Below are 20618 nucleotides of genomic sequence, written 5' to 3' on the forward strand. Positions count from 1 at the left end.
AAAAGACCAATCCGTAGATCAGTCTTTTTTGGTAAAAATAACGCTTTCACACTATATTTCACAACACTTCACATTTTAACGATTACTTTGTTTCGCTATGATTTTTTGCGGCTTTCACAAAGCTGTTAAACAGTGGATGACCACCACGTGGCGAGCTGGTAAATTCAGGATGGAACTGTACGGCGACAAACCATGGATGCTCGCTAATCTCAACCGACTCAACCAAATGCTGCTTGGCAGAATAACCCGATATGGTCATACCTGCTTGCTCTAATGGCTCGATGTAACGATTGTTCATCTCATAACGATGGCGATGACGCTCAGTGATATTGCTAGCGCCATAGATCTGGCTCAGCTTGCTACCAGCGACTAGCTCAGCTTGCTGTGCGCCTAAACGCATGGTACCACCAAGGTCCGAGTCGTCACTGCGAATCTGTAGCTCGCCGCGCTCATCTAACCATTCAGTGATCAGACCAATGATTGGCTCAGCAGTCTTGCGATCGAACTCAGAAGAGTTGGCATCGATATTCATCACATTACGTGCGTATTCAATAACGGCCAACTGCATACCAAGGCAAATACCCAAATATGGCACGTTGTTTTCGCGAGCATAAGTAATGGCTTTCATTTTACCCATGGTACCGCGCTCACCAAAGCCACCGGGCACTAAGATAGCATCGGCATCATTAAGCTGTGCAAATAAAACATCGTCGCCTTCCAAACGTTCGGCATCGATATAATCAATTTTCACATCTACTTTATGAGTGATACCAGCATGTAATAATGCTTCGTTAATTGATTTGTACGCATCAGGCAGCTCGACGTATTTGCCGACCATCGCTACGGTGACCGTTGATTCAGGATTGAGCTGGGCTTCAACGACTTTGTCCCAATCGCTCAAATCTGCTTCAGGCACATCCAAACCAAAGCGCTCACAAATCAAATCATCAAGATCTTGCTCATAAAGGGTGCGCGGTATTTGATAAATACTTTGCGCATCTTCACACATGATGACCGCGCGTTCTTCGACATTGGTAAACAATGCAATCTTACGGCGATTGTCTTGTGAGATATGATGATCAGAGCGGCAAATTAAGACATCAGGCTGTAAACCAATAGAACGAAGCTCTTTAACCGAATGCTGGGTAGGCTTGGTTTTGGTTTCACCGGCACTAGCGATATAAGGTACCAAGGTCAAATGCATCAGCATGGCGCGATTGCGACCTAGCTCTACTTGCATCTGGCGTACCGCTTCCATAAAGGGCAGCGACTCGATATCACCGACCGTACCACCAATCTCAATAATAGCGATATCATAACCCTCGCCACTGGCAAGGATTTTGCTCTTAATCTCATCAGTGATATGCGGGATAACCTGCACAGTACCGCCCAGGTATTCACCACGGCGCTCTTTATTCAGTACGTTCTGATAGATGCGACCACTGGTAAAGTTATTACTCTTACTCATCTTAGAGTGGCGTAAAAAACGCTCATAATAACCCAAATCTAAATCCGTCTCCGCCCCATCTTCAGTGACGAACACTTCGCCATGCTGGAACGGACTCATGGTACCTGGATCGACGTTAATATACGGATCCATCTTGGTCATTGTCACGTTCACACCGCGCGCTTCGAGTATCGCGGCAAGAGAAGCAGCAGTGATACCTTTTCCTAGTGAGGACACTACCCCACCGGTCACAAATATAAACTTGGTCATAGTACTCTTTCGGTAATTGGTAAAGAAGGATTTTACTAAAGATACGCCAAAAAATATAGGGCAAAAGCGCAAACTATCCGAAACTCTTAGTTTTTGCTCAATGTTTATTGATTAAAACCGCATAATAAAAAAACTCACCCCGAAGGATGAGCTTTTTAGCAGAGTATTTATGCAGCATATAGTCGATACTAAATAAAATAGATACACGACATTATAATGCGTGACTGGTACAAATTTTTCTTGCTTGCTGTGCAAGCGCAGACAAAGGCTACAAAAATTTATATCCGTCACACTGTCTCTTTTTTATATTAAACTGACTATATTGAGTTAGAATTTATATTCTAAACCGCCACCGATAGCAAACACATCCGCATCACCACGAGCTTTAACTGAGTCAATGGTGTCATCAGCATTGTTTCTAACAACGAGCAGACCGTTCTCTAAATCTGCAGAGTTTTGACCAATATAAGCATGAGCAATCATATTGTCTTTGAACTTATATTTACCGCCCAATACGATTTGGTCTGAGTCGTTGCCATCAAGGCCAGCCAAGTTCTCAGTCTTATCATACTGAAGATAAACAGATGCTGGGCGAGCAAAGTTAGTTAGACCCATCTCGGCACTAACGACCAATCCTTTCTCTTCATCATCTGAATTATCAAAATCAACTTGCTGGTATAGCGCGCCTAGCTTCACAGGATAAGCCATGTATTTGCCCAAATCGACACTGGCACTACCACGTAGAATCTCACCTGTGACGCTCATGTCTTTGTCATAACCAACACCTGCAGTAAAGCCAGTACCTGGATCAAACATCAATGAAGCACCAAAGCCACTGTCACGGTCATCGCTATCAGAGACAAAAGACTCATCAGCACCGTATTGTAAGGCAAGCTCTAATGGTAGACCATTGTATTTGGGTGCAATCCATACGATTGAGTTATTAATACGCTCACCATCAGTCAAGGTAAGCGCTTCACTCAGCGTACCATCACCACCAAGAGAGCTTGAGCCGATATTATCCCAATAACCTTCGTTAACGGTTACGTTGTTGACGTAATCTGACACTGAGTAGTTGCGACCAAAGCGAAATTGACCGTAGTCTTTGTTTTTAAAACCTAGATAGGTGTCACGGCTTTTAAAACCAATGTTGCTGCTACCGCTGTCATCGATCTTGATGCCATACTCTAATTGATAAATCACATCGGTATTAGCAGTGATTGCTTCGGACCCTTTGAACCCTAGACGTGAAGAATGCGAGCTGACTTGTACTGAGCTGCTGTCTTCATTGATATTGATAGTGTCGTTAGGCAGATCCATAGACTGACGATCAAGCTCAGCGTTGACATAGTTAGCAGTGACGAATGCTTTGCCATAGACCGTTGGCGCGGCTTGAACGGCAGAAACTGATAGCGTTGCAATTGCTGAGGCTAAAAGTAATTTTTTCAAAGGGTATCTCCACTTGACGATTTGAGTGATAAATTGGCTAAGATTGACTGGCATGTACAATGGTATTGCTACAAACTCCCAAGACCATGATATATAACGAGCCACCAGAACGGCTTAGACACTACTTTATCAAGCAAATATTACAGTAAGATGAAAGAACAAAATTTACATGCCTGTAACTATCTATTTTAAGACTGATTACAATGAAGGGCTACTTTCTTTTTTCGCATAAAAAAACTCATCCCGAAGGATGAGTCTTTTTATACTATCTACTTGAGTGTGATACTAGAATAAGTATTCTAGACCGCCACCAAGTGCGAATACGTCAAGATCAGTATTACTATTCTTGTCTTCAGCAGAGTTGTTACCAACATAAGCATGAGCAATCATGTTGTCTTTAAAGTTATATTTGCCACCTACAACCACTTGGTCTGAGTCACGGTTGTTAACACCAGCTAAGTTTTCAGTACCATTGTACTGTACATATACAGATGCTGGACGAGCAAAGTTAGCTAGACCCATTTCAGCGCTTACAATTAGACCTTTTTCATCTTCAGTACCGGCATCGAAATCAGCTACTTGATACATTGCACCTAACATAACTGGATAAGCCATGTATTTACCTAGATCAACGGTAGCACTACCACGTAAAAGATCACCAGTTTGGCTCATGTCTTTTTCGTAAGCAACACCAGCAGTGAAGCCTGTACCTTGGTCAAACATCAATGAAGCACCATAACCACTGTCACGGTCGCCACTGTCAGTTACAAAGCGCTCGTCTGCACCGTACTGTAGAGCAAGCTCTAAAGGCAAGCCGTTGTATTTAGGGGCAATCCATACGATAGAGTCATTGACACGGCCGCCATCAGCCATAGTTACAGCATCAAGAACATCGCCTTCCATATCAAGATTACTAACACCTAAATTATCCCAAAAACCTTCAGTAACAGTAACGTTGTTGATGTAGTCAGTTACTGAGTAGTTACGACCAAAGCGGAATTGACCATATTGCTTGTTATTTAGACCAAGATAGGTATCACGGCTTTTAAGACCAATATTGTCATCAGTACCATCGATGGCAATGCCATACTCTAACTGATAGATAACATCAGTGTTAGCAGTCATTGCTTCAGAACCTTTAAAACCAAGGCGTGAAATGTTTGAGTTGATTTGTACTGAATCACTGTCTACGTCGAATTGATCATCGTTACCATCACGCTCAGCATTTACATAGTCAGCAGTAACGAAAGCTTTACCATAGACAGTAGGTGCTGCGTTGGCTGCAGATACAGATAGGGCTGCGATGGCTGTAGCTAAAAGTAGTTTTTTCATGGGGTATCTCCACTTTACAATTGTAGTAATGAGCAAGCTATGATTAGCCGGCGCCCATAATGGTATCGTCACAAATCCTCAAAGATATAATGTGTAACTGGCTACCGAGATTGGTCTAAAACAAGTGTGGCGAATTTCTACTACAATAAGACAAAAAAAACCATGACTCACATGACTGGGATTAGAACGTAACTGCCATGTAATCTTTGGTCTTTATCACTCCGTTGCGTAACATCCGTTACCAAACTCATACTTCGAATACAAGCATAACAACTTTGACATAATTTGCAACATTTTTTTTTGCTTTTTCGATACATCTACTATCGAATAACAAATGCTTTGTCATATTTGAACCGTTATGAAAAAACCCCTATCGACTCAAATAGATACGATACCCATTAATTAATATCATTACTGATAATATTAATTGGCGGTAATAAATACGATACATTGACCCAAAAAAAGCGCTACTTATTGATAAATAAATAGCGCTCATAAAGAACTGTTTGTCATATTTCTGACACATATGACAGTCACAAACGGGTAAGATGCATCAATGCCTGATCACGCCCAAAGGCTTAAATAGCACTTAGGTTACATGAGCAAACATGATACTTAACCTATCGTTTTAGGCATTTGCTTTGAGATCAAGACGCGCTTGATGCAATAGTGGCTCAGTATAGCCACTTGGCTGCTCGCGACCTTTAAACACCAAATCACAAGCCGCTTTGAACGCATAAGAGTGTTCAAAGTTATCTGCCATTGGCTGATAGTCACTATCACCTGCATTTTGCTCATCGACGACTTTTGCCATACGTTTCATCGTATCCATCACTTGCTGTTCGCTCACGACGTTATGATGCAACCAGTTGGCAATGTGTTGGCTCGATATCCGCAAGGTCGCACGATCTTCCATGAGACCAACGTCATTGATGTCAGGGACTTTAGAACAGCCAACGCCTTGGTTTACCCAGCGTACGACGTAACCTAAGATGCCCTGAGCATTGTTTTCAAGCTCTTGCTGTTTCTCTTCGTCTGTCCAGTTGGTGTCTTTCGCCAATGGGATGGTCAAGATATCGTCTAAACTGGCACGCTCACGTGATTTTAGGCTGTCCTGTACATCAGCGACGTTGACTTGATGATAGTGCATGCTGTGTAAGGTTGCACCTGTTGGCGATGGTACCCACGCCGTACTCGCACCAGACTTAGGATGAGCGGCCTTGGTATCCATCATCTCTTTCATCTCATCAGGCTTCGCCCACATGCCTTTACCAATCTGAGCGACACCCTGTAGGCCAGTCTCCAGACCGATATCGACGTTCCACTGCTCGTAGGCTGGCTGCCATGCTTGTGACTTCATGTCACCTTTAGGGACAAAAGGCCCTGCGTTCATACTGGTATGCATCTCATCGCCCGTGCGATCTAAGAAGCCGGTGTTGATAAAGATAACACGCTCTTTTGCTTGGCGAATGGCTTCTTTCAAATTAACCGTCATGCGACGTTCTTCATCCATGATGCCGATTTTAAGGCTGTTGCGCTCTAGCCCTAATAAATCTTCTGAAGCGTTAAACAAGTCATTGGCCATTTTGACTTCTTCAGGGCCGTGCATTTTTGGCTTCACAATATACATCGAGCCTTTACGTGAGTTTGATAGCTCGTTCTGACCTTTCAAATCATTTAGCGTTAATAGTGGCGTAATCAAGCCATCCATTAGACCTTCAAAGATTTGTTCTTGACCATTGCCCAAATCTACTAAGATTGCAGGGTTTTGCATCAAGTGACCGACATTACGAATAAGTAATAGTGAACGACCAGGCAAGATCAACTTCCCACCGTCTGGGGTGTTATATTCGCGGTCTGGGTTTTGCTTACGAGTGCTGGTCTTGCCCCCTTTTTCAAAGGTTTCTTGCAAGTCGCCATTCATTAGACCCAGCCAGTTGCGATATACTTCTACTTTTTCTTCTGCATCGACAGCAGCGATTGAATCTTCACAATCCTGAATCGCCGTAATCGCTGATTCTAATAGTACATCTTTGATGTTTGCTGGGTCATCTTTACCGACCGGATGATTGGCATCGATTTGAATCTCAGCATGTAAGCCGTTATTTTTTAATAAAATACCAGTAGGAGATTCAGCCTCACCAACGAAACCAACAAATTTGGCGGTATCTTTTAGCTCAGTGCTGCTATCGCCTTGGACGATTTCCAGTTTGCCATCGACCACTTTAAAGCCGGTCACATCGTTATATGAGCCTGACGCTAAGGCAAAATGCTCGTCCAAAAATGATTTGGCATAGGCGACAACTGCCGCACCGCGAGTCGGATTATAGCCGCCTTTCGCTTCTTGGCCATTATCATCACTAATGACATCAGTACCATACAAAGCATCGTATAAGCTGCCCCAACGAGCGTTCGTCGCATTGAGTGCGTAGCGAGCATTTCGGACTGGCACGACCAGCTGTGGCCCTGCGATATGAGCAATCTCATCATCAACGTTTTGCGTGCTAACTTTAAAATCATCGCCTTCTGGTAACAGATAGCCAATCTCTTTTAAGAATGCTTTATAAGTAGGGTAATCAATTTCGCCGTCTTTGGCAGGGTGTTGCAGGTGCCACTGATCGATCTGCGCTTGAATCTTGTCACGAGTTTCTAGCAGCGCTTTATTACGCGGAGTAAATTCTTTGATGACTTTTTCAAAACCTGACCAATAACTTTCTGAATCAACACCGACTTTCGGCAGCACTTCGTTTTCAATAAAGTCATACATCTGCTGGTCGATGGCAAGAATGCCTTTTTGAACACGGTTGGCGTTAGAAGACTGGCTCATATTGTTATCCTTATCTGTTCGTGAGGTGTGTTAATGCTAAGTTGCTACTCTAATGGTTGGAAAACGTGTGCCCTTGCAGCATTTGTGCCTAGTTTGCTTTACAGTGGATAAATAGCAAACATAACAGTATGTACTGTCAGCTATAATCGGGCAGCTGCTCATATGATATCTGTTTGATACAACATCTGGTTAATGTAGCATCTATGGTTTTTGGACCGTCTTTAAGAAGATCTGGCCTATAAATCTTGTGTTTTGATACAGGATTGGCAGTTGATATAATGCGCATTAGCCGCTACTAAATGATAATCAATAGTAAGACAAAATGCCTGAAAAGCAAAATCTCATCCTACTATCAAATAATAAAATAAACAAGGAAACGCCATTCACTAAGTAAATACTTAGGCTGTATAATAATGATACTCTATGAGCCATCTACTCTAGGGGCATTAATCCATACTTTAGAGCTAGGCCGTTATACGTTCAGTATAAACTGTAAGTAATCATTACAGCCTCCATTTATGCTTAACGGTTATCTATTTAACTTTTAATATTTGATTAAAAAGTGTTTAACATTCCACTATGGCAAAGACTATGAATAAAGAAAATATGAAACCCAGCAACAGCAAAGATGACGTTGCTTCCCACAACCGTGTAGAAGACGTTATAGACAAAGACAATATAGAAGAAAACAGTGTAGAAAAAGACCGTATAGAAAAAGAGAGTGCCGATATCGCACAACTGCGCACCCCTATTAAGGTTGACCTATCCGCTGTTTATGACTTTTTGGGCTCGCGAACCACACAGGCGTGGGTAGATGCGGCTACTGCGGATGTACCATTAATCATTCAAGATCATGCCAACTGCGAAAAAAAAGCGGCTGGTACAGCGATGAATCTATTATTCCGCTATGAGTTCTCGTATGATTTGCAGCGCAAATTGGCACAACTGATACGTGAAGAGATGCTGCATTATGAGCAAGTGCTCGGCATCATGCATGAGCGCGGGCAAGAGTGGAGATATCTGAGTGCGGGGCGTTATGCCAAAGGGTTGCTCAAGCACAAGCGTACTCATGAGCCAGCAGCGATGGTCGACGTGCTAATCATTGGGGCATTCATTGAAGCACGCTCTTGCGAGCGCTTTGCTGCGCTTTCTGACGTCATCGACGATGAGCGTTTGGCAAAATACTATCGCTACTTATTGAAGTCAGAAAGCCGCCATTTCGAAGATTATTTAGCATTGGCACAATCGCTATCTGATGATGATATCGATGAGCGCGTCGCATTTTTTAAAGCAGTAGAAGCAGAGTTGATATCCAGTCCTGATACTGAGCTGCGCTTTCACAGCGGCACCCCTGCTTAGCGTTTAAGCTGGCAGATTTTGTTAAATAAGCGCTATATAAAAGCACCCATATCGATCGCATAAAAAAGCCAACATCAGGGCGTGTCCTCAATTCAATCAATTACTCTCTAAATGGGCTAAAAATGGCTAAATTTTGCCAAACATCGTCAAATAGCTTATCAATATCTCGATATTTTTTGCGCTACTTTCCTTGTTTGACGGCAATTTATCTCATTTTTATCACCATTTTTAAAATGAGGACACGCCCTAGTCTCATAAACGATGCCTAGTGTTAGCTTTTTTATTTGTCTGTACAGAATATAATGGTCAGTTATGACTATTTCTTATCTTCCATAAGCGGGCTGTCATACTTTTTGTTATTTTTCGCAACATTATGCGGATCATGATCGTCAGTCGCTTGTTCTGCAGCGGCTGGATTTGCCTTTTGTAGTGCATCATCAGGGACGATACCATTATTATCATCCGCATCTTTGAGCTTAAGGTTATCGGTGTCAGCCCTATCATTTGAGTTATTCATCACCACTCCTTGTTATAATAGTTATTATTACAATAATTATTTTCTAACTCATATTGTCCAACTCAAGCTTTGATCAGTCATTGCCGTGGTCTAATATTCAACACGCTCTAGCTAAAATCAGATTTTCAGTCTTTTTCGTCTGGGTTTAAGACGCGAGTTTGTGCATTGTCAATATTGGCATATCTATTCATGTCTGTGATGCCTTCACTTTTTGGCGCTTCACTGCCCACGGTGTCTTCGTTAACATTGTCATCAAACGGACTGCTGCCTTGTTGATCACGGCGGTCAGGCTGGCGTGCAGGATTGTCATCGTCATTCACATGTTCTGAATCAACGACTTCTTCCTTTAAAGTATCAGTCCCTTTGTTTTGATTGGTATGGCTTTCAACGTCGTCATGGTCGTTGACGGGTTCTTTATGCATTGCCTCAACATTAGTATCATCAATTGCAGTTCTACTTAACGCAGGATCTTGCGGTTGCATAGTCATGTCCTTATCGTGTTAGGAGGCCAACGAATAATGTTAGCGTTTTAATTAATAGAAAATACCAAGCAGTCATGCAAATACTAGGTGTTGTTATTTTTGCTCAAATCATAAGCATTGAGATCCGCCACGTTTTTGCCACCTGCTGGTAAGTTCTCTTCTTCACGTGGGTCGGAATATATCTCGTCTGTTTCCTGTGAATCCTGCTGTGGTCCATCGATATCAGGTTCGTGTTTTCGACCTTCAAAACTGTCTTTGGTATTTTCTCTAGTGTTTTTCGGTTCCGATGCTACGGGATCATCGACCAATACTTTCTCTTTGTTATTTGGTTCTGTATTGACTGTCATAGCGTGTCCCTCGCGTTTATAGTGTTAATTCTTCATTGAACATAGTCATTGATATCGTTGTTATTGATATCGTTCAAACTGCTGCTTACTTGTCTGTCCGTAACTCATCATCAATAAAAGAGGTTTGCTCTTCTTTGCTCAACTCTTCAGGAGCATCTACCTTTTTATCTTCATTTAAGTTTTTCTCGATTTGTTGATCATCTGCCTGATTAGCTGCTTTTTTAATGTCTGAAGTATCGTTGTTAGTGTTACTCATGGTGCAATTCCTATTATTATCGTTGTTTAGTAAACCAGCCATTCTTTTTACGCTTACCTTTGTAAAATTGAATAACATTCTACAAAGGTAAGCATCTCGGTATGATTTTTATTAAAAATATCTTTGCAATAGCGGTAGAACTGTCATCAATTATAGTTAAGCCAACCAACAGCGCACCAGTGTACTGCCGTATCAATATGTGAATAAATGTGAGGTTACCAGACAGTTTGTAACTTATCCGAGCGCAAAAAAACCAAGCGTCGGTCGTAGCCAGCGCTTGGTTCAATAAATCATAGGGCTTTTATAGGGCTAATGCTGTTAAATGACAGCATTAGCAAACAATATAAGCAAAACCTTCGTCTATATTGGCTCACCGACGTGATTGATTACCCGTAGCAAATGATCTTGGGCAATATGTGGTGCTTCATCGGCGGCTGGTTGACTTTGCTGCCACGCCCCATCGCCATTAAGTAGCCATGCTTGGACGTTATCTTGTAGATAATTGAGCAGCCCATCTTGATAAACCTGCTTGAACAGTTTTTTATCTTCAATCGGAAAAGCGACTTCGACACGATGGAATAGATTGCGATCCATCCAGTCAGCACTGCCGCAATACAAGCGCTCATCACCATCATTATAAAAGTAATAAACGCGCGTGTGCTCTAAAAATCGCCCGATGACTGAGCGTACGGTGATGTTTTCAGATAGGCCTTTTACTTGTGGACGCAGACAGCACATGGAGCGCAAAATCAATTCTATTTTGACGCCTGCCTGCGACGCATCATATAACTTATCGATCAGACGACGTTCGGTCAAAGCATTCACTTTGATAATAATATGCGCACGCTTGCCTGCCTTGGCATGAGTGATTTCATCATCGATAAAGCTCATTAACTTTTCGTGCAACGTAAATGGTGCGTGCAACAGTTTTTTTAGATTGGCAGGTTTGCCCATGCCTGTCAGCTCTTGAAAAATTTTATGTACGTCTTCTGAGATATCAGGGTCAGCGCTGAACAAGCCATAGTCGGTATAGACTTTGGCATTGGCCGCATGATAATTACCGGTGCCGAGATGCACATAACGGCGAATGCGGTCGTCTTCGCGGCGCACGATAAGCATCAGCTTGGCATGGGTCTTGTAGCCGACGATCCCGTAAACCACCACTGCCCCAGCCTCTTGTAAAAAATTGGCGACAGCGATATTGGACGCTTCATCAAAACGGGCGCGTAGTTCGATGACAGCCGTGACTTCTTTGCCATTGCGGGCAGCAGCAGCCAGCGCCTTGACGATTTCTGAATTGGTGCCTGATCGGTACAAGGTTTGTTTAATCGCCAATACTTTGGGGTCACTGGCCGCTTCCCAAAGTAGATTGATAATCGGTGAAAATGCATGAAAGGGATGATGTACCAAGACATCACCTTTGCGCATGGCAGAAAATATACTGGTGCTTTTATCAAGCTTATCCAGCTCACGGCGAAAGGGTTTTGGCACAATATGGGTAAAAGGCTCATAGCGCAGCTTGGGTATATTAAAGTCAAACAGCAAGCGCGTTAAGTTCACTGGACCATTGACACGGTATAGCTGATTGTCATGTAGCTCAAATTCATTGAGAAGATAATCGCTAATCGGTGTTGGGCAATCAGTCGTCACCTCAAGCCGTACTTTGTCGCCAAAGCGGCGGTTTTCAAGCTCGCCTTCTAATGCCTTGGCAATATCCTCGACATCATCTGCTAAGTCCAAATCAGCATTGCGCGTGAGGCGGAACTGATGGCAGCCTGTCACTTGCATACCTGGAAACAGCTCACCGATGTGCTCGTGAATGATGGCGGACAGCATGACATGGTGCTCTTTACCACCAGTCAGCGCATCTGGCAGACGAATGACCCGTGGCAGGCTACGTGGCGCTGGGACAATCGCAAGATTGATATCGCGACCAAAGGCATCTTTGCCCTCTAAAGTGGCAATAAAGTTGAGGCTTTTATTCACCAACCTCGGAAACGGATGCGCAGGATCAATGCTAATGGGTGTCAGCACTGGTGAGACTTGTTCTGTAAAATAGCGCTTCATCCATGCTGATTGCTCAGTATTCAGCTCATCGCGTTTTAGGTATCGAATGTCTTCTTTGGCGAGCGCAGGCAAGATGTCTTCGTTAAGAATACGATACTGCTCAGCGATGGCATCATGCGTGATAACGGATATCTCGTTTAGCACTTCACTAGGACGCATCCCATGAGCACTGGTCGATACGTCACCTATATTGAGCTTTTGCATGATACCCGCAACACGAATCTCAAAAAACTCGTCGAGGTTGGATGAAAAAATAATTAAGAAAAACAAGCGCTCAAGTAGAGGATGGTGAGGACTAGCGGCTTGCGCTAAGACCCGCAGATGAAACTGTAATAAGGACAAATCACGATTGATATAACTACTGGGCGAATAGCTGCCATCTTCTGAGCGCTGCCATGCAATGTCAGTCAGCTGCTGGCTAAGCTGTTCTGTTCTAGATTCTGTTGCGCTATCGGCTGCGTTAAGCTGCGTCACTTGGTGTATATTCAGGTCGTTAACATCGGTATTGTCGTTAGTCATGACACTGTCGTTCTGATTATTCATATCTGCCATACCGCTATTCCCCTGTCGTTATCAATTTATCATCAATGAGTAATTTGTCTTTACTGTCATCAGCTATCTTTTTTATTCCTAACTTTTTTGAAAAGCTGTATTTTGACGCTTATATATTTTGATGCTTATATATTTTGATACTGAATAAAGTAGATACACGATATTATCGTATGAGGCTGGTACAAATTTTTCTTGCTTGCTGTGCCTACACCGACAGAGGCTGCAAAAAATTATCCCAGCCTCGCTGTATCCTTTTTATATTGACCTATCTATAGTGTATATAATGGCATTCATAATAGTAAATTTAATAATAGTGACGTCCTATCATTGCAGCCACGTGACTATTGATCATGTCATTCGTTTATCGTGCTATTTATAATTGTATTTATCATTCAGCAAACCACCACCAGCACATGTCGATTAAGACGCTTGCGGCAATACTGCATTCTTCATACGTTTTTTAATAATACGCTGCTTGTTACGTAAGCGTCTGTCACCTTGATTGTCTTCGTAATACTTTGGATTGGTGAGCATCGCAATGAGGAGTGCTGATTCGTCTCGATTCAAATTGGCCGCAGACTTATCAAAATAGTGATGCGCTGCTGCGTCAATACCATAGATACCATTGCCAAACTCGGCGACATTAAGATAAGCGGTCATAATACGTTGCTTGTCCCACAGCGTTTCAATCATCACAGTGATGATGGCCTCTTCGCCTTTACGAACATAAGAACGATGCGACGTCAAAAATAGATTTTTGGCCAACTGCTGAGTGATGGTCGAGCCGCCAGCCGACATCTTACCCGTCTCTTCGTTTTTCTTTTGCGCCGCTTTGATACCTTTAAAATCAAAGCCACTGTGCTGACTAAACGTCGAGTCTTCACTCACGATCGCTGCTTGCTTGGCTGACTTGGCGATAGCATCGTATTCAGCCCACGTCTGAGTGACCGTGCCGCCAGTTAAGCGATGCGTCAACATAAACATACTGTTATTAATCGGCTGTGTTTTCCAGATTAATAGTAGCCCAACTATTAAAATATGGAATGCGACGACCAATAACATAATTGCCAATAACAGTCGTTTAATGAATGTGCCAAAACTTGCCATGCGCGATATCCGAGTGGTTAAAGAAGTAATAAGATAAAATTGATAATCATAAACAGCAGCTCATCTTACCTAATCTCACAATCGCTGTCATTATTTACCCCACTTCTTTATCATGTCATAACCGCTAAGCCACATTGATGTGTCGGCTTAAAAACGCTAAACAAGTATTTTGAAGGCATACAATAAGAGTAGAAACATGCATAATGATAATAGTATAAAAACATTACGGAACCGTGTTATTGCAGCACGCCCTGATCTTGGGAACACTGAAAATATTGATCAATGGTGGTTACTTGGAACGACCGGCTGTCACTTATGTGACGTGGCGACGCAGCTGCTGACTCAGTTTCAAGCAGTACAGCCACTTACCTACCAGTATGTCGATATCGCCGACTTTGATGAATCTCTGATGATGGAATTTGCCACTAGCATTCCGGTGCTACTGACAAAGACGCAGCGTCTGGATTATCCGTTTTCAGTCATGGACTTACAGCAGCTGCTGGCGTCATAGTATCTGCCATAGGATAATTACTATCCCGTCATCAAGTAACACTGCGTCATGAAGCACCAACACTAAAATGTTTATGAGGCACAAGACATAAAACATTAATATTGAAAGCCTATACGATGCACTTACTTATAAAGCGTCATATGAGTTTTTGATATCGCTAATAACATGCCATTGACTGACATGATCCGATCATACCCTTTATACTCTACGTCACCTTTTGAATTGATAGTTAGCTTTTATGACCATTCAACAGCTTTTAAAAACAGCACCCGTGACTACCCTGCTATTAGTCAGCTTTATTGGACTATTCATCATGCAGGTGCTGACAGGTGTCGATGCCAATAATCCATCGACTGAGGCATTGCTTAAATGGGGTGCTAACGCCTTACCTTTTACCATGGGCGACGATCCATGGCGATTGGTGAGCAGTGCGTTTTTGCATATTGGCCTCATGCATTTATTGTTTAATGGCTTTGCCATGTATTTCTTTGGACAAGTTGCCGAGCCGATGTTTGGCTCTGCTAAGTTTTTGGCGTTGTTTTTATTGGCAGCCATCGGTGGCAATTTACTTAACAGCTATGTGACGTGGCAAGGTATTTTGGAAGGGACTGGACAGCCAGGAATATCGGCTGGTGCCTCTGGCGGTATCATGGGTATCGGTGCGGCATTATTAATAGCTGCTGTATTTAAAATATCGGTCAATGGCTTAGTGCTCAATTTAAAGAGCCTGATACTTATTATGGGCATCAACTTGGTGTATGGCTTTGCTGTTCCGGGCATTGACAATGCTGGTCATATTGGCGGTGCGGTTACTGGATTGATCATTGCACTGGCAATCGGAATCGTCCATCGTCAGCGTATGGCAGCCATCATGCAGACAGTCGCTATCAACCAGAGCCCTTATCAAGCTAATACTCAAACCACCCAAAATGATTACCAAACCAGCTATATCGATCAGTCAACGATAAGCAACGTTGATTTGGATAATAATGCTCATTTTGATGACGACACTGGTGTAAACTTACCTATAAATACGAACGCTAATCGTGTCCACATTATCGATCAAGAAACAATCGAGCAAAAAACAGCGGTCAAACCCGCCTTCATTTGGCAACTATTGCCATGGCTGGTGATGTTACTCATAAGCATTGGCTTTGTCTGGTGGTGGCAAGATATTCATCAGCAGATAGTGCAAGTGCTAAAAGCTATTGAGTAAATGCTGACACTTATCTATGATCATTAAACGGCTCACAAAAACAGACATCTGATTTTGGCTTTTCTTATTCCTCTATTGTTATCCGGCTATTTTTACCTACTTACGAGACTTGATTATGTTTAAATCTTCAGTGCTACCCACTATCTCTACGCGCACCTTGCTCAACACCTTAATAGCTACTGCCCTATTTAGTGTTGCCAGCATGTCAAATGCTGCCTTTTTTAATAAAAACTTACCTGCTGATCCAGATGCTGAGCTAAGCGTTGGTGTTAACGTCATGGCGGTCAAGTCAGCCTATGATCTAGAAGACAGCACCGAAGTGCGGGTGCTGCCGGGTGCATTTTATGACAATAATAAGTTTTATGTGCGCGGTGCTCAAGCGGGTGCATATCTAATCAATGATGGTGTGAATCAGTTGTCTGCTTATGCCAAGCTTGCGGGCAGCGAGTTTGATCCTGATGATGCCAATGGCGCGCTTCAAGGTCTTGATGAACGTAAGTCGTCAGCAGAAGCAGGGCTTAGCTATCAGCGCCGTACCCCTGTCGGTGGTTTCCGTGCTCAAATAGGAGCTGACGTGTTAGATCGTAGTGGTGGTAACACGGCGCGCTTGACCTACCTTGCCAGAATCACCAAAGACAAGCTAACGGTCTATCCAAGCATTGGCTTTGAGTATTATGATGCTGACTATAATGAATACTATTATGGCGTCAGTGAAGAAGAATCAGCAGAAACGGGCGTTGCTGCTTATAAATCTAATTCGAGCTTAAATCCTTATATCAATATTAGTGCCAACTACGATTTCAATGAGCGTTGGGCAGGATTCGCCAGTCAAAGCCTAAGTTATCTGCCGACTGAGCAATACGACAGCCCAATGGTAGACTCACGTACTGAAGCCGCGACGACGCTTGGTTTGCTTTATAAGTTCTAATTGAGATTAGATTTTGGACAATAAAAAGACCTTGTCGCGTAATGCGATAAGGTCTTTTTACTGCTATATATAATAAAGCCTATATAAATAATACAACTCAGTTGAGTTTACAATCAATCAAAAACTTCCGTTGAAACAATAGAATCGATTAGTGAACTTACAACAGGAACAGATACACTATTTCCAATTAGCTTCATCCATCTTGAACGACTTTCTGGCAGCTTAAAATTTCTTGGGAAACCTTGTATTAGGCAGGCTTCTTCCTTAGTTATTTTTCTATACTGTTTAGTGAAATAAACTTCCTCTAGGAACTTTTTCTTATAACTTTCATTCGTTTCTCTATCTACGTGTTTGAGCGCGACGAAATCATTCGTGTCACTAGCCACAAGAGTTGGGAAGACATCTGAAGTAGGTAAAAATATACGGTTAATACCATCTATTCCACTGCTAATCTTTGTATTTTTAAACTCATATCTTTCCTCAATACAACTAACCACTTCTTTATTGATTAAAGAAGAAAGCAACCCTGAAAGTGATCTACTATTTAATCTTAAGGAATTTTGTGTTTTTAGGATGTCTAATTGCAGTACACCATCATGAGCAAAGTTTAAGAGTTCAGCTTCGCTATCGGTCAAGTCGGTATCACAGCAAGCTAATACTTTAAATCTATAAAGAACTTTCTTTAAAATATCCCTATGAACTAAATCTTCTAGTTCATAAAATTTGATACTAGGATCAATTTTTTGTATTTGTACTAATGAGAGAGGGTTACCATCCAGCAAACCGAACTGTTTCTTTCTTCTATTTTTTAATAACAATAGACATATATCTTTTTCTCTATCAGTCGTATCAAGGATGTCCCATGAATGAATAGTGGTTTCGCCATTCCGTAAATCATTAAATAAAAAGTAATCATTGTAGCCATTTTTACTTGAAAGACTCATTTGTTTGCTTGCTTTTTCACTGAAACCAAATAAGTCCACTTGCTCGTTATCGGTTTCAATTTCAGGGAGATCAAAATCTAGTATATCTGCTAAGACAACTTTTTTCTCGACATTTCGAGGAGGATTAAATTTATCAAAAAACTGTTTTTCACGAAACCCAACAATATAAATACGGACACGGTTTTGTGCTACTCCATAATCATGTGAATTGAGAATATAATAATTCGCATAATAACCAGCTTGCTTAATACGTTTGAGAATGTACTCAAGTGCTGACTTATTTCTGGGATCAACTAATCCTTTTACATTTTCAAAAATAAAAGCTTTAGGTTGCGATTGGTTAAGCAAGTAAATCGTGTCATTCCATAACTGACCACGGTCATCATTGAAGCCAAGGTTTTTTCCTGCAATAGACCAGCTTTGACAAGGAACTCCTGCTGTCAACAAATCATGCTCAGGTAGTTTTTCAATTTTCCGAATATCACCAAAATTCAAGGCTGGACTAACACGATAATTTTCACAGTATGTTTCAATAGCGTCTTTATCAATTTCACTAAAGCCTACACATTCGCCACCATTAGCATTGAGAGCCATCTTGAAGCCACCAATGCCTGCAAACAAGTCTATAAATTTGATTTTTGATGTTCCCATTTTAATGCAGTATATCCTCTTTATAATTTTCAGGCGGTTCGATACCTAAAAACTCACGATAAATTCGCTCTTTATAGTTTTTACCTAACGAATTAATTTCATCAATAAAAAGTTCGTATGTACCCTCTCCGCCAATTAAGTCCCAAAACTCTTCTCCGATTAAGACGGACTCATCATTGTTCATATCAAACCATCTTTTGGGAAACGCCCAATTATAATTTGCTTTTTTGCCATAAGGATTATAAGGCAGGGCAAAAAATGCGAAATCCACTTTTGGAGGTTGCATGGCCAATAACTTAAACATTTTCTCCTTACTAACTTTAGTTTGATCGCTATTAGGAAGAGGTGCTTTAATCTCGAATGCATAAGTTTTTTTTGTTTTTATACTATCAATCACAACATCGCAAACTACTGATATTGGTATCAACTTGCCCCCACCTTCTAGAATGTATTGCAACTCACCCTTCCAGTTAGGTAGACTTCGATCTTTTCCCTTGTGTTCTAGTCCATTCAGTACTTCTTGAATCCTACGTAGCCTTTCTGCTCCTATTTCACCATTAACATGAGTACCTGTCTCGCAATGCCCATGATATTCTCCAGCTACTACTTCAGCTAACCTTTCCCATACACCGCCAAAAGGTGTTACAAAGCGCCTTTCAAAATGAGACCCTTTGAATATTTCATCTGGTACTAAAGCAGCATACAATGGTTTCTTTGAATGATGTTCTTCTTTAATAAATGGGTCTGTACTCAAAACCCTATTCATTACTCTATCCATTAATTCTGTAATGACCTTATTGATACCTTCCTTTACATTGCTATCTGTCATTCATTTATTCCTTTTGAATAACTTCATCATTACAAAAAGACCTCGTCAGTTTGCACAACAAGGTCTTTTTCTATTCTAAAAAGTCTTTAGTAACTTACTTAGGATGTACCATATCAGCAGGAATTACCCACTCATCAAACTGAGCTTCAGTTAGCAATTCTAACTCAACCGCAACTTGCTTCAAGGTTTTGTTTTCTTTATAAGCAGTTTTAGCGATTTTCGCAGCGTTTTCATAACCAACATGACGGTTCAATGCCGTGACAAGCATCAATGAGTTATGCAAGAAGTCATCGATTTTATCTTTTACTGGCTCAATACCAACGGCACAGTTTTCATTGAAGCTGTTGCAGCCATCACCTAATAGTTTGATAGATTGCAACAAGTTAAACGCGATAACTGGCTTATACACGTTTAGCTCAAAGTTACCTGATGCGCCAGCCATGCTGATCGTCACATCGTTACCCATGACTTGAGCAACAACCATCGTCAATGCTTCTGACTGAGTTGGGTTTACTTTACCCGGCATGATAGAAGAGCCTGGCTCATTTTCAGGAATCGTCAATTCGCCTAGACCACAACGAGGACCTGATGCCAACCAACGTACGTCATTAGCGATTTTGTTCAAGCTAGCTGCTAGCGTTTTTAGTGCGCCTGAGGCAAATACTTCAGCATCACGAGCTGCTAGTGCTTCAAATTTGTTCGGTGAGGTGACAAACGGTAAGCCAGTCAAAGTCGCTAGTTGCTCAGCTGATTTTACTGCATAATCAGGATGGGCGTTTAGACCCGTACCAACTGCAGTACCACCTAGTGGCAATTCATATAGGCCTTGTAACGCATTATCAATACGTACCAATGAGTGATCAAGTTGGCTGACATAGCCGCTGAACTCTTGACCTAACGTCAAAGGCGTCGCGTCTTGTAAATGGGTACGACCGATTTTTACGATGCTATCGAATTCTTTGGCCTTAGCCGCTAATGTGTCGCGTAGTGCTTTTACCGCAGGAATCAACAAGCTGTTGATTTGACGAGCAGCAGCCACACGAATCGCTGTTGGGAAGCTGTCGTTGGTAGACTGTGCATGGTTTACATGGTCATTTGGGTGAATTGGTGTGTAGCTACCGCGCTCAGAACCAGCGATTTCGTTGGCACGGTTGGCCAATACTTCGTTCATGTTCATGTTTGACTGCGTACCAGAACCCGTCTGCCATACAACCAATGGGAACTGATCCGTTAGACCACCGTTGATGATTTCGTCAGCAGCTTGTACGATTAAATCACGCTTGTCATCTTCGATACGCTCAAGGCTAGCGTTGGTAATCGCAGCGGCTTTTTTGACCAATGCCATTGCTTCAATCATTGGACGTGGCAAAGTCTCGCCACCGATTTTGAAGTTTTCGCGGCTACGCTGGGTTTGTGCACCCCAATAAGCGTCAGCTGGGACTTCTACGTTGCCCATGGTGTCTTTTTCGGTACGAGTTGCCTGATTCTGTGTCGACATAACTACCCTCTTTGCTGGTTCGTTAACGG

17 protein-coding genes are annotated in these 20618 nt (G+C 42.1%); 4 read left to right on the plus strand and 13 right to left on the minus strand.

What is annotated here, in order from left to right:
• Positions 1–82: 82 nt before the first annotated feature.
• The 4 genes from ACMFL8_RS11015 to ACMFL8_RS11030 form a co-directional block, all read right to left on the minus strand.
• Complete coding sequence (locus ACMFL8_RS11015; protein ID WP_352310371.1) at positions 83–1717, minus strand: CTP synthase; 1635 nt, start codon at positions 1715–1717, stop codon at positions 83–85.
• A 327-nt stretch (positions 1718–2044) separates the two neighbouring features.
• Positions 2045–3166, minus strand: coding sequence for a porin (locus tag ACMFL8_RS11020; RefSeq protein ID WP_413190994.1), 1122 nt, complete (start codon positions 3164–3166; stop codon positions 2045–2047).
• 285 nt (positions 3167–3451) lie between these two features.
• Positions 3452–4498 (minus strand): porin, encoded by a 1047-nt coding sequence (locus ACMFL8_RS11025; RefSeq protein WP_413190995.1) that lies wholly within the window; start codon positions 4496–4498, stop codon positions 3452–3454.
• 628 nt (positions 4499–5126) lie between these two features.
• Entirely contained in the window at positions 5127–7325 is a 2199-nt protein-coding gene (locus tag ACMFL8_RS11030; protein ID WP_413190996.1) for a malate synthase G, read from the minus strand.
• 591 nt (positions 7326–7916) lie between these two features.
• Here ACMFL8_RS11030 and ACMFL8_RS11035 point away from each other — a divergent pair.
• Positions 7917–8684, plus strand: a complete 768-nt coding sequence (locus tag ACMFL8_RS11035) for a tRNA-(ms[2]io[6]A)-hydroxylase (RefSeq protein WP_413190997.1) — start codon at positions 7917–7919, stop codon at positions 8682–8684.
• 316 nt (positions 8685–9000) lie between these two features.
• Here ACMFL8_RS11035 and ACMFL8_RS11040 read toward each other — a convergent pair whose 3' ends face one another.
• The 6 genes from ACMFL8_RS11040 to mtgA all read right to left on the minus strand — a co-directional run bounded on the left by ACMFL8_RS11040 (position 9001) and on the right by mtgA (position 14012).
• Positions 9001–9201, minus strand: a complete 201-nt coding sequence (locus ACMFL8_RS11040; protein WP_413190998.1) for a hypothetical protein — start codon at positions 9199–9201, stop codon at positions 9001–9003.
• Positions 9202–9326: 125 nt separating this feature from the next.
• Complete coding sequence (locus ACMFL8_RS11045) at positions 9327–9683, minus strand: hypothetical protein (protein ID WP_413190999.1); 357 nt, start codon at positions 9681–9683, stop codon at positions 9327–9329.
• An 83-nt stretch (positions 9684–9766) separates the two neighbouring features.
• The gene (locus tag ACMFL8_RS11050; RefSeq protein WP_413191000.1) at positions 9767–10030 is read right to left on the minus strand and encodes a hypothetical protein; all 264 of its coding nucleotides are present in this window, start codon (positions 10028–10030) and stop codon (positions 9767–9769) included.
• An 85-nt stretch (positions 10031–10115) separates the two neighbouring features.
• Positions 10116–10286: a hypothetical protein gene (locus tag ACMFL8_RS11055; RefSeq protein WP_413191001.1), complete on the minus strand. Its 171-nt coding sequence runs from the start codon at positions 10284–10286 to the stop codon at positions 10116–10118.
• A gap of 360 nt (positions 10287–10646) precedes the next feature.
• Positions 10647–12872 (minus strand): polyphosphate kinase 1, encoded by a 2226-nt coding sequence (gene ppk1 / locus ACMFL8_RS11060; RefSeq protein WP_413191395.1) that lies wholly within the window; start codon positions 12870–12872, stop codon positions 10647–10649.
• 453 nt (positions 12873–13325) lie between these two features.
• Positions 13326–14012 carry a monofunctional biosynthetic peptidoglycan transglycosylase gene (gene mtgA / locus ACMFL8_RS11065; protein ID WP_010196335.1) on the minus strand — a complete coding sequence of 229 codons (687 nt, stop codon included), beginning with the start codon at positions 14010–14012 and terminating at the stop codon, positions 13326–13328.
• A 196-nt stretch (positions 14013–14208) separates the two neighbouring features.
• Here mtgA and ACMFL8_RS11070 point away from each other — a divergent pair, with 196 nt between their 5' ends.
• The 3 genes from ACMFL8_RS11070 (at position 14209) to ACMFL8_RS11080 (ending at position 16667) form a co-directional block, all read left to right on the plus strand.
• Positions 14209–14523 (plus strand): glutaredoxin family protein, encoded by a 315-nt coding sequence (locus tag ACMFL8_RS11070; protein WP_201592420.1) that lies wholly within the window; start codon positions 14209–14211, stop codon positions 14521–14523.
• Between the two features lie 238 nt (positions 14524–14761).
• Positions 14762–15739 carry a rhomboid family intramembrane serine protease gene (locus ACMFL8_RS11075; RefSeq protein WP_413191002.1) on the plus strand — a complete coding sequence of 326 codons (978 nt, stop codon included), beginning with the start codon at positions 14762–14764 and terminating at the stop codon, positions 15737–15739.
• A 115-nt stretch (positions 15740–15854) separates the two neighbouring features.
• Entirely contained in the window at positions 15855–16667 is an 813-nt protein-coding gene (locus ACMFL8_RS11080; protein ID WP_210540246.1) for a MipA/OmpV family protein, read from the plus strand.
• 113 nt (positions 16668–16780) lie between these two features.
• Here the strand turns inward: ACMFL8_RS11080 and ACMFL8_RS11085 are convergent, their stop codons facing one another.
• The 3 genes from ACMFL8_RS11085 to fumC form a co-directional block, all read right to left on the minus strand.
• Positions 16781–18262, minus strand: a complete 1482-nt coding sequence (locus tag ACMFL8_RS11085; RefSeq protein ID WP_413191003.1) for a DNA cytosine methyltransferase — start codon at positions 18260–18262, stop codon at positions 16781–16783.
• Between the two features lies 1 nt (position 18263).
• The gene (locus ACMFL8_RS11090) at positions 18264–19091 is read right to left on the minus strand and encodes a TdeIII family type II restriction endonuclease (RefSeq protein ID WP_413191004.1); all 828 of its coding nucleotides are present in this window, start codon (positions 19089–19091) and stop codon (positions 18264–18266) included.
• 94 nt (positions 19092–19185) lie between these two features.
• The gene (fumC, locus tag ACMFL8_RS11095) at positions 19186–20589 is read right to left on the minus strand and encodes a class II fumarate hydratase (protein WP_413191005.1); all 1404 of its coding nucleotides are present in this window, start codon (positions 20587–20589) and stop codon (positions 19186–19188) included.
• Positions 20590–20618 lie beyond the last annotated feature (29 nt).

Origin of the sequence: Psychrobacter sp. AT9, assembly GCF_047272965.1 — a bacterium.
GTDB lineage: Bacteria > Pseudomonadota > Gammaproteobacteria > Pseudomonadales > Moraxellaceae > Psychrobacter > Psychrobacter glaciei.

What these genes read in the sequence shown, in the direction of transcription:
- ACMFL8_RS11015 (WP_352310371.1), bottom strand. Translation starts at nt 1,717, where the DNA reads ATGACCAAGTTTATATTTGTGACCGGTGGGGTAGTGTCCTCACTAGGA.
- ACMFL8_RS11025 (WP_413190995.1), bottom strand. Translation starts at nt 4,498, where the DNA reads ATGAAAAAACTACTTTTAGCTACAGCCATCGCAGCCCTATCTGTATCT.
- ACMFL8_RS11030 (WP_413190996.1), bottom strand. Translation starts at nt 7,325, where the DNA reads ATGAGCCAGTCTTCTAACGCCAACCGTGTTCAAAAAGGCATTCTTGCC.
- ACMFL8_RS11035 (WP_413190997.1), top strand. Translation starts at nt 7,917, where the DNA reads ATGAATAAAGAAAATATGAAACCCAGCAACAGCAAAGATGACGTTGCT.
- ACMFL8_RS11040 (WP_413190998.1), bottom strand. Translation starts at nt 9,201, where the DNA reads ATGAATAACTCAAATGATAGGGCTGACACCGATAACCTTAAGCTCAAA.
- ACMFL8_RS11045 (WP_413190999.1), bottom strand. Translation starts at nt 9,683, where the DNA reads ATGCAACCGCAAGATCCTGCGTTAAGTAGAACTGCAATTGATGATACT.
- ACMFL8_RS11050 (WP_413191000.1), bottom strand. Translation starts at nt 10,030, where the DNA reads ATGACAGTCAATACAGAACCAAATAACAAAGAGAAAGTATTGGTCGAT.
- ACMFL8_RS11055 (WP_413191001.1), bottom strand. Translation starts at nt 10,286, where the DNA reads ATGAGTAACACTAACAACGATACTTCAGACATTAAAAAAGCAGCTAAT.
- ppk1 (WP_413191395.1), bottom strand. Translation starts at nt 12,872, where the DNA reads ATGACTAACGACAATACCGATGTTAACGACCTGAATATACACCAAGTG.
- mtgA (WP_010196335.1), bottom strand. Translation starts at nt 14,012, where the DNA reads ATGGCAAGTTTTGGCACATTCATTAAACGACTGTTATTGGCAATTATG.
- ACMFL8_RS11070 (WP_201592420.1), top strand. Translation starts at nt 14,209, where the DNA reads ATGCATAATGATAATAGTATAAAAACATTACGGAACCGTGTTATTGCA.
- ACMFL8_RS11075 (WP_413191002.1), top strand. Translation starts at nt 14,762, where the DNA reads ATGACCATTCAACAGCTTTTAAAAACAGCACCCGTGACTACCCTGCTA.
- ACMFL8_RS11080 (WP_210540246.1), top strand. Translation starts at nt 15,855, where the DNA reads ATGTTTAAATCTTCAGTGCTACCCACTATCTCTACGCGCACCTTGCTC.
- ACMFL8_RS11085 (WP_413191003.1), bottom strand. Translation starts at nt 18,262, where the DNA reads ATGGGAACATCAAAAATCAAATTTATAGACTTGTTTGCAGGCATTGGT.
- ACMFL8_RS11090 (WP_413191004.1), bottom strand. Translation starts at nt 19,091, where the DNA reads ATGACAGATAGCAATGTAAAGGAAGGTATCAATAAGGTCATTACAGAA.
- fumC (WP_413191005.1), bottom strand. Translation starts at nt 20,589, where the DNA reads ATGTCGACACAGAATCAGGCAACTCGTACCGAAAAAGACACCATGGGC.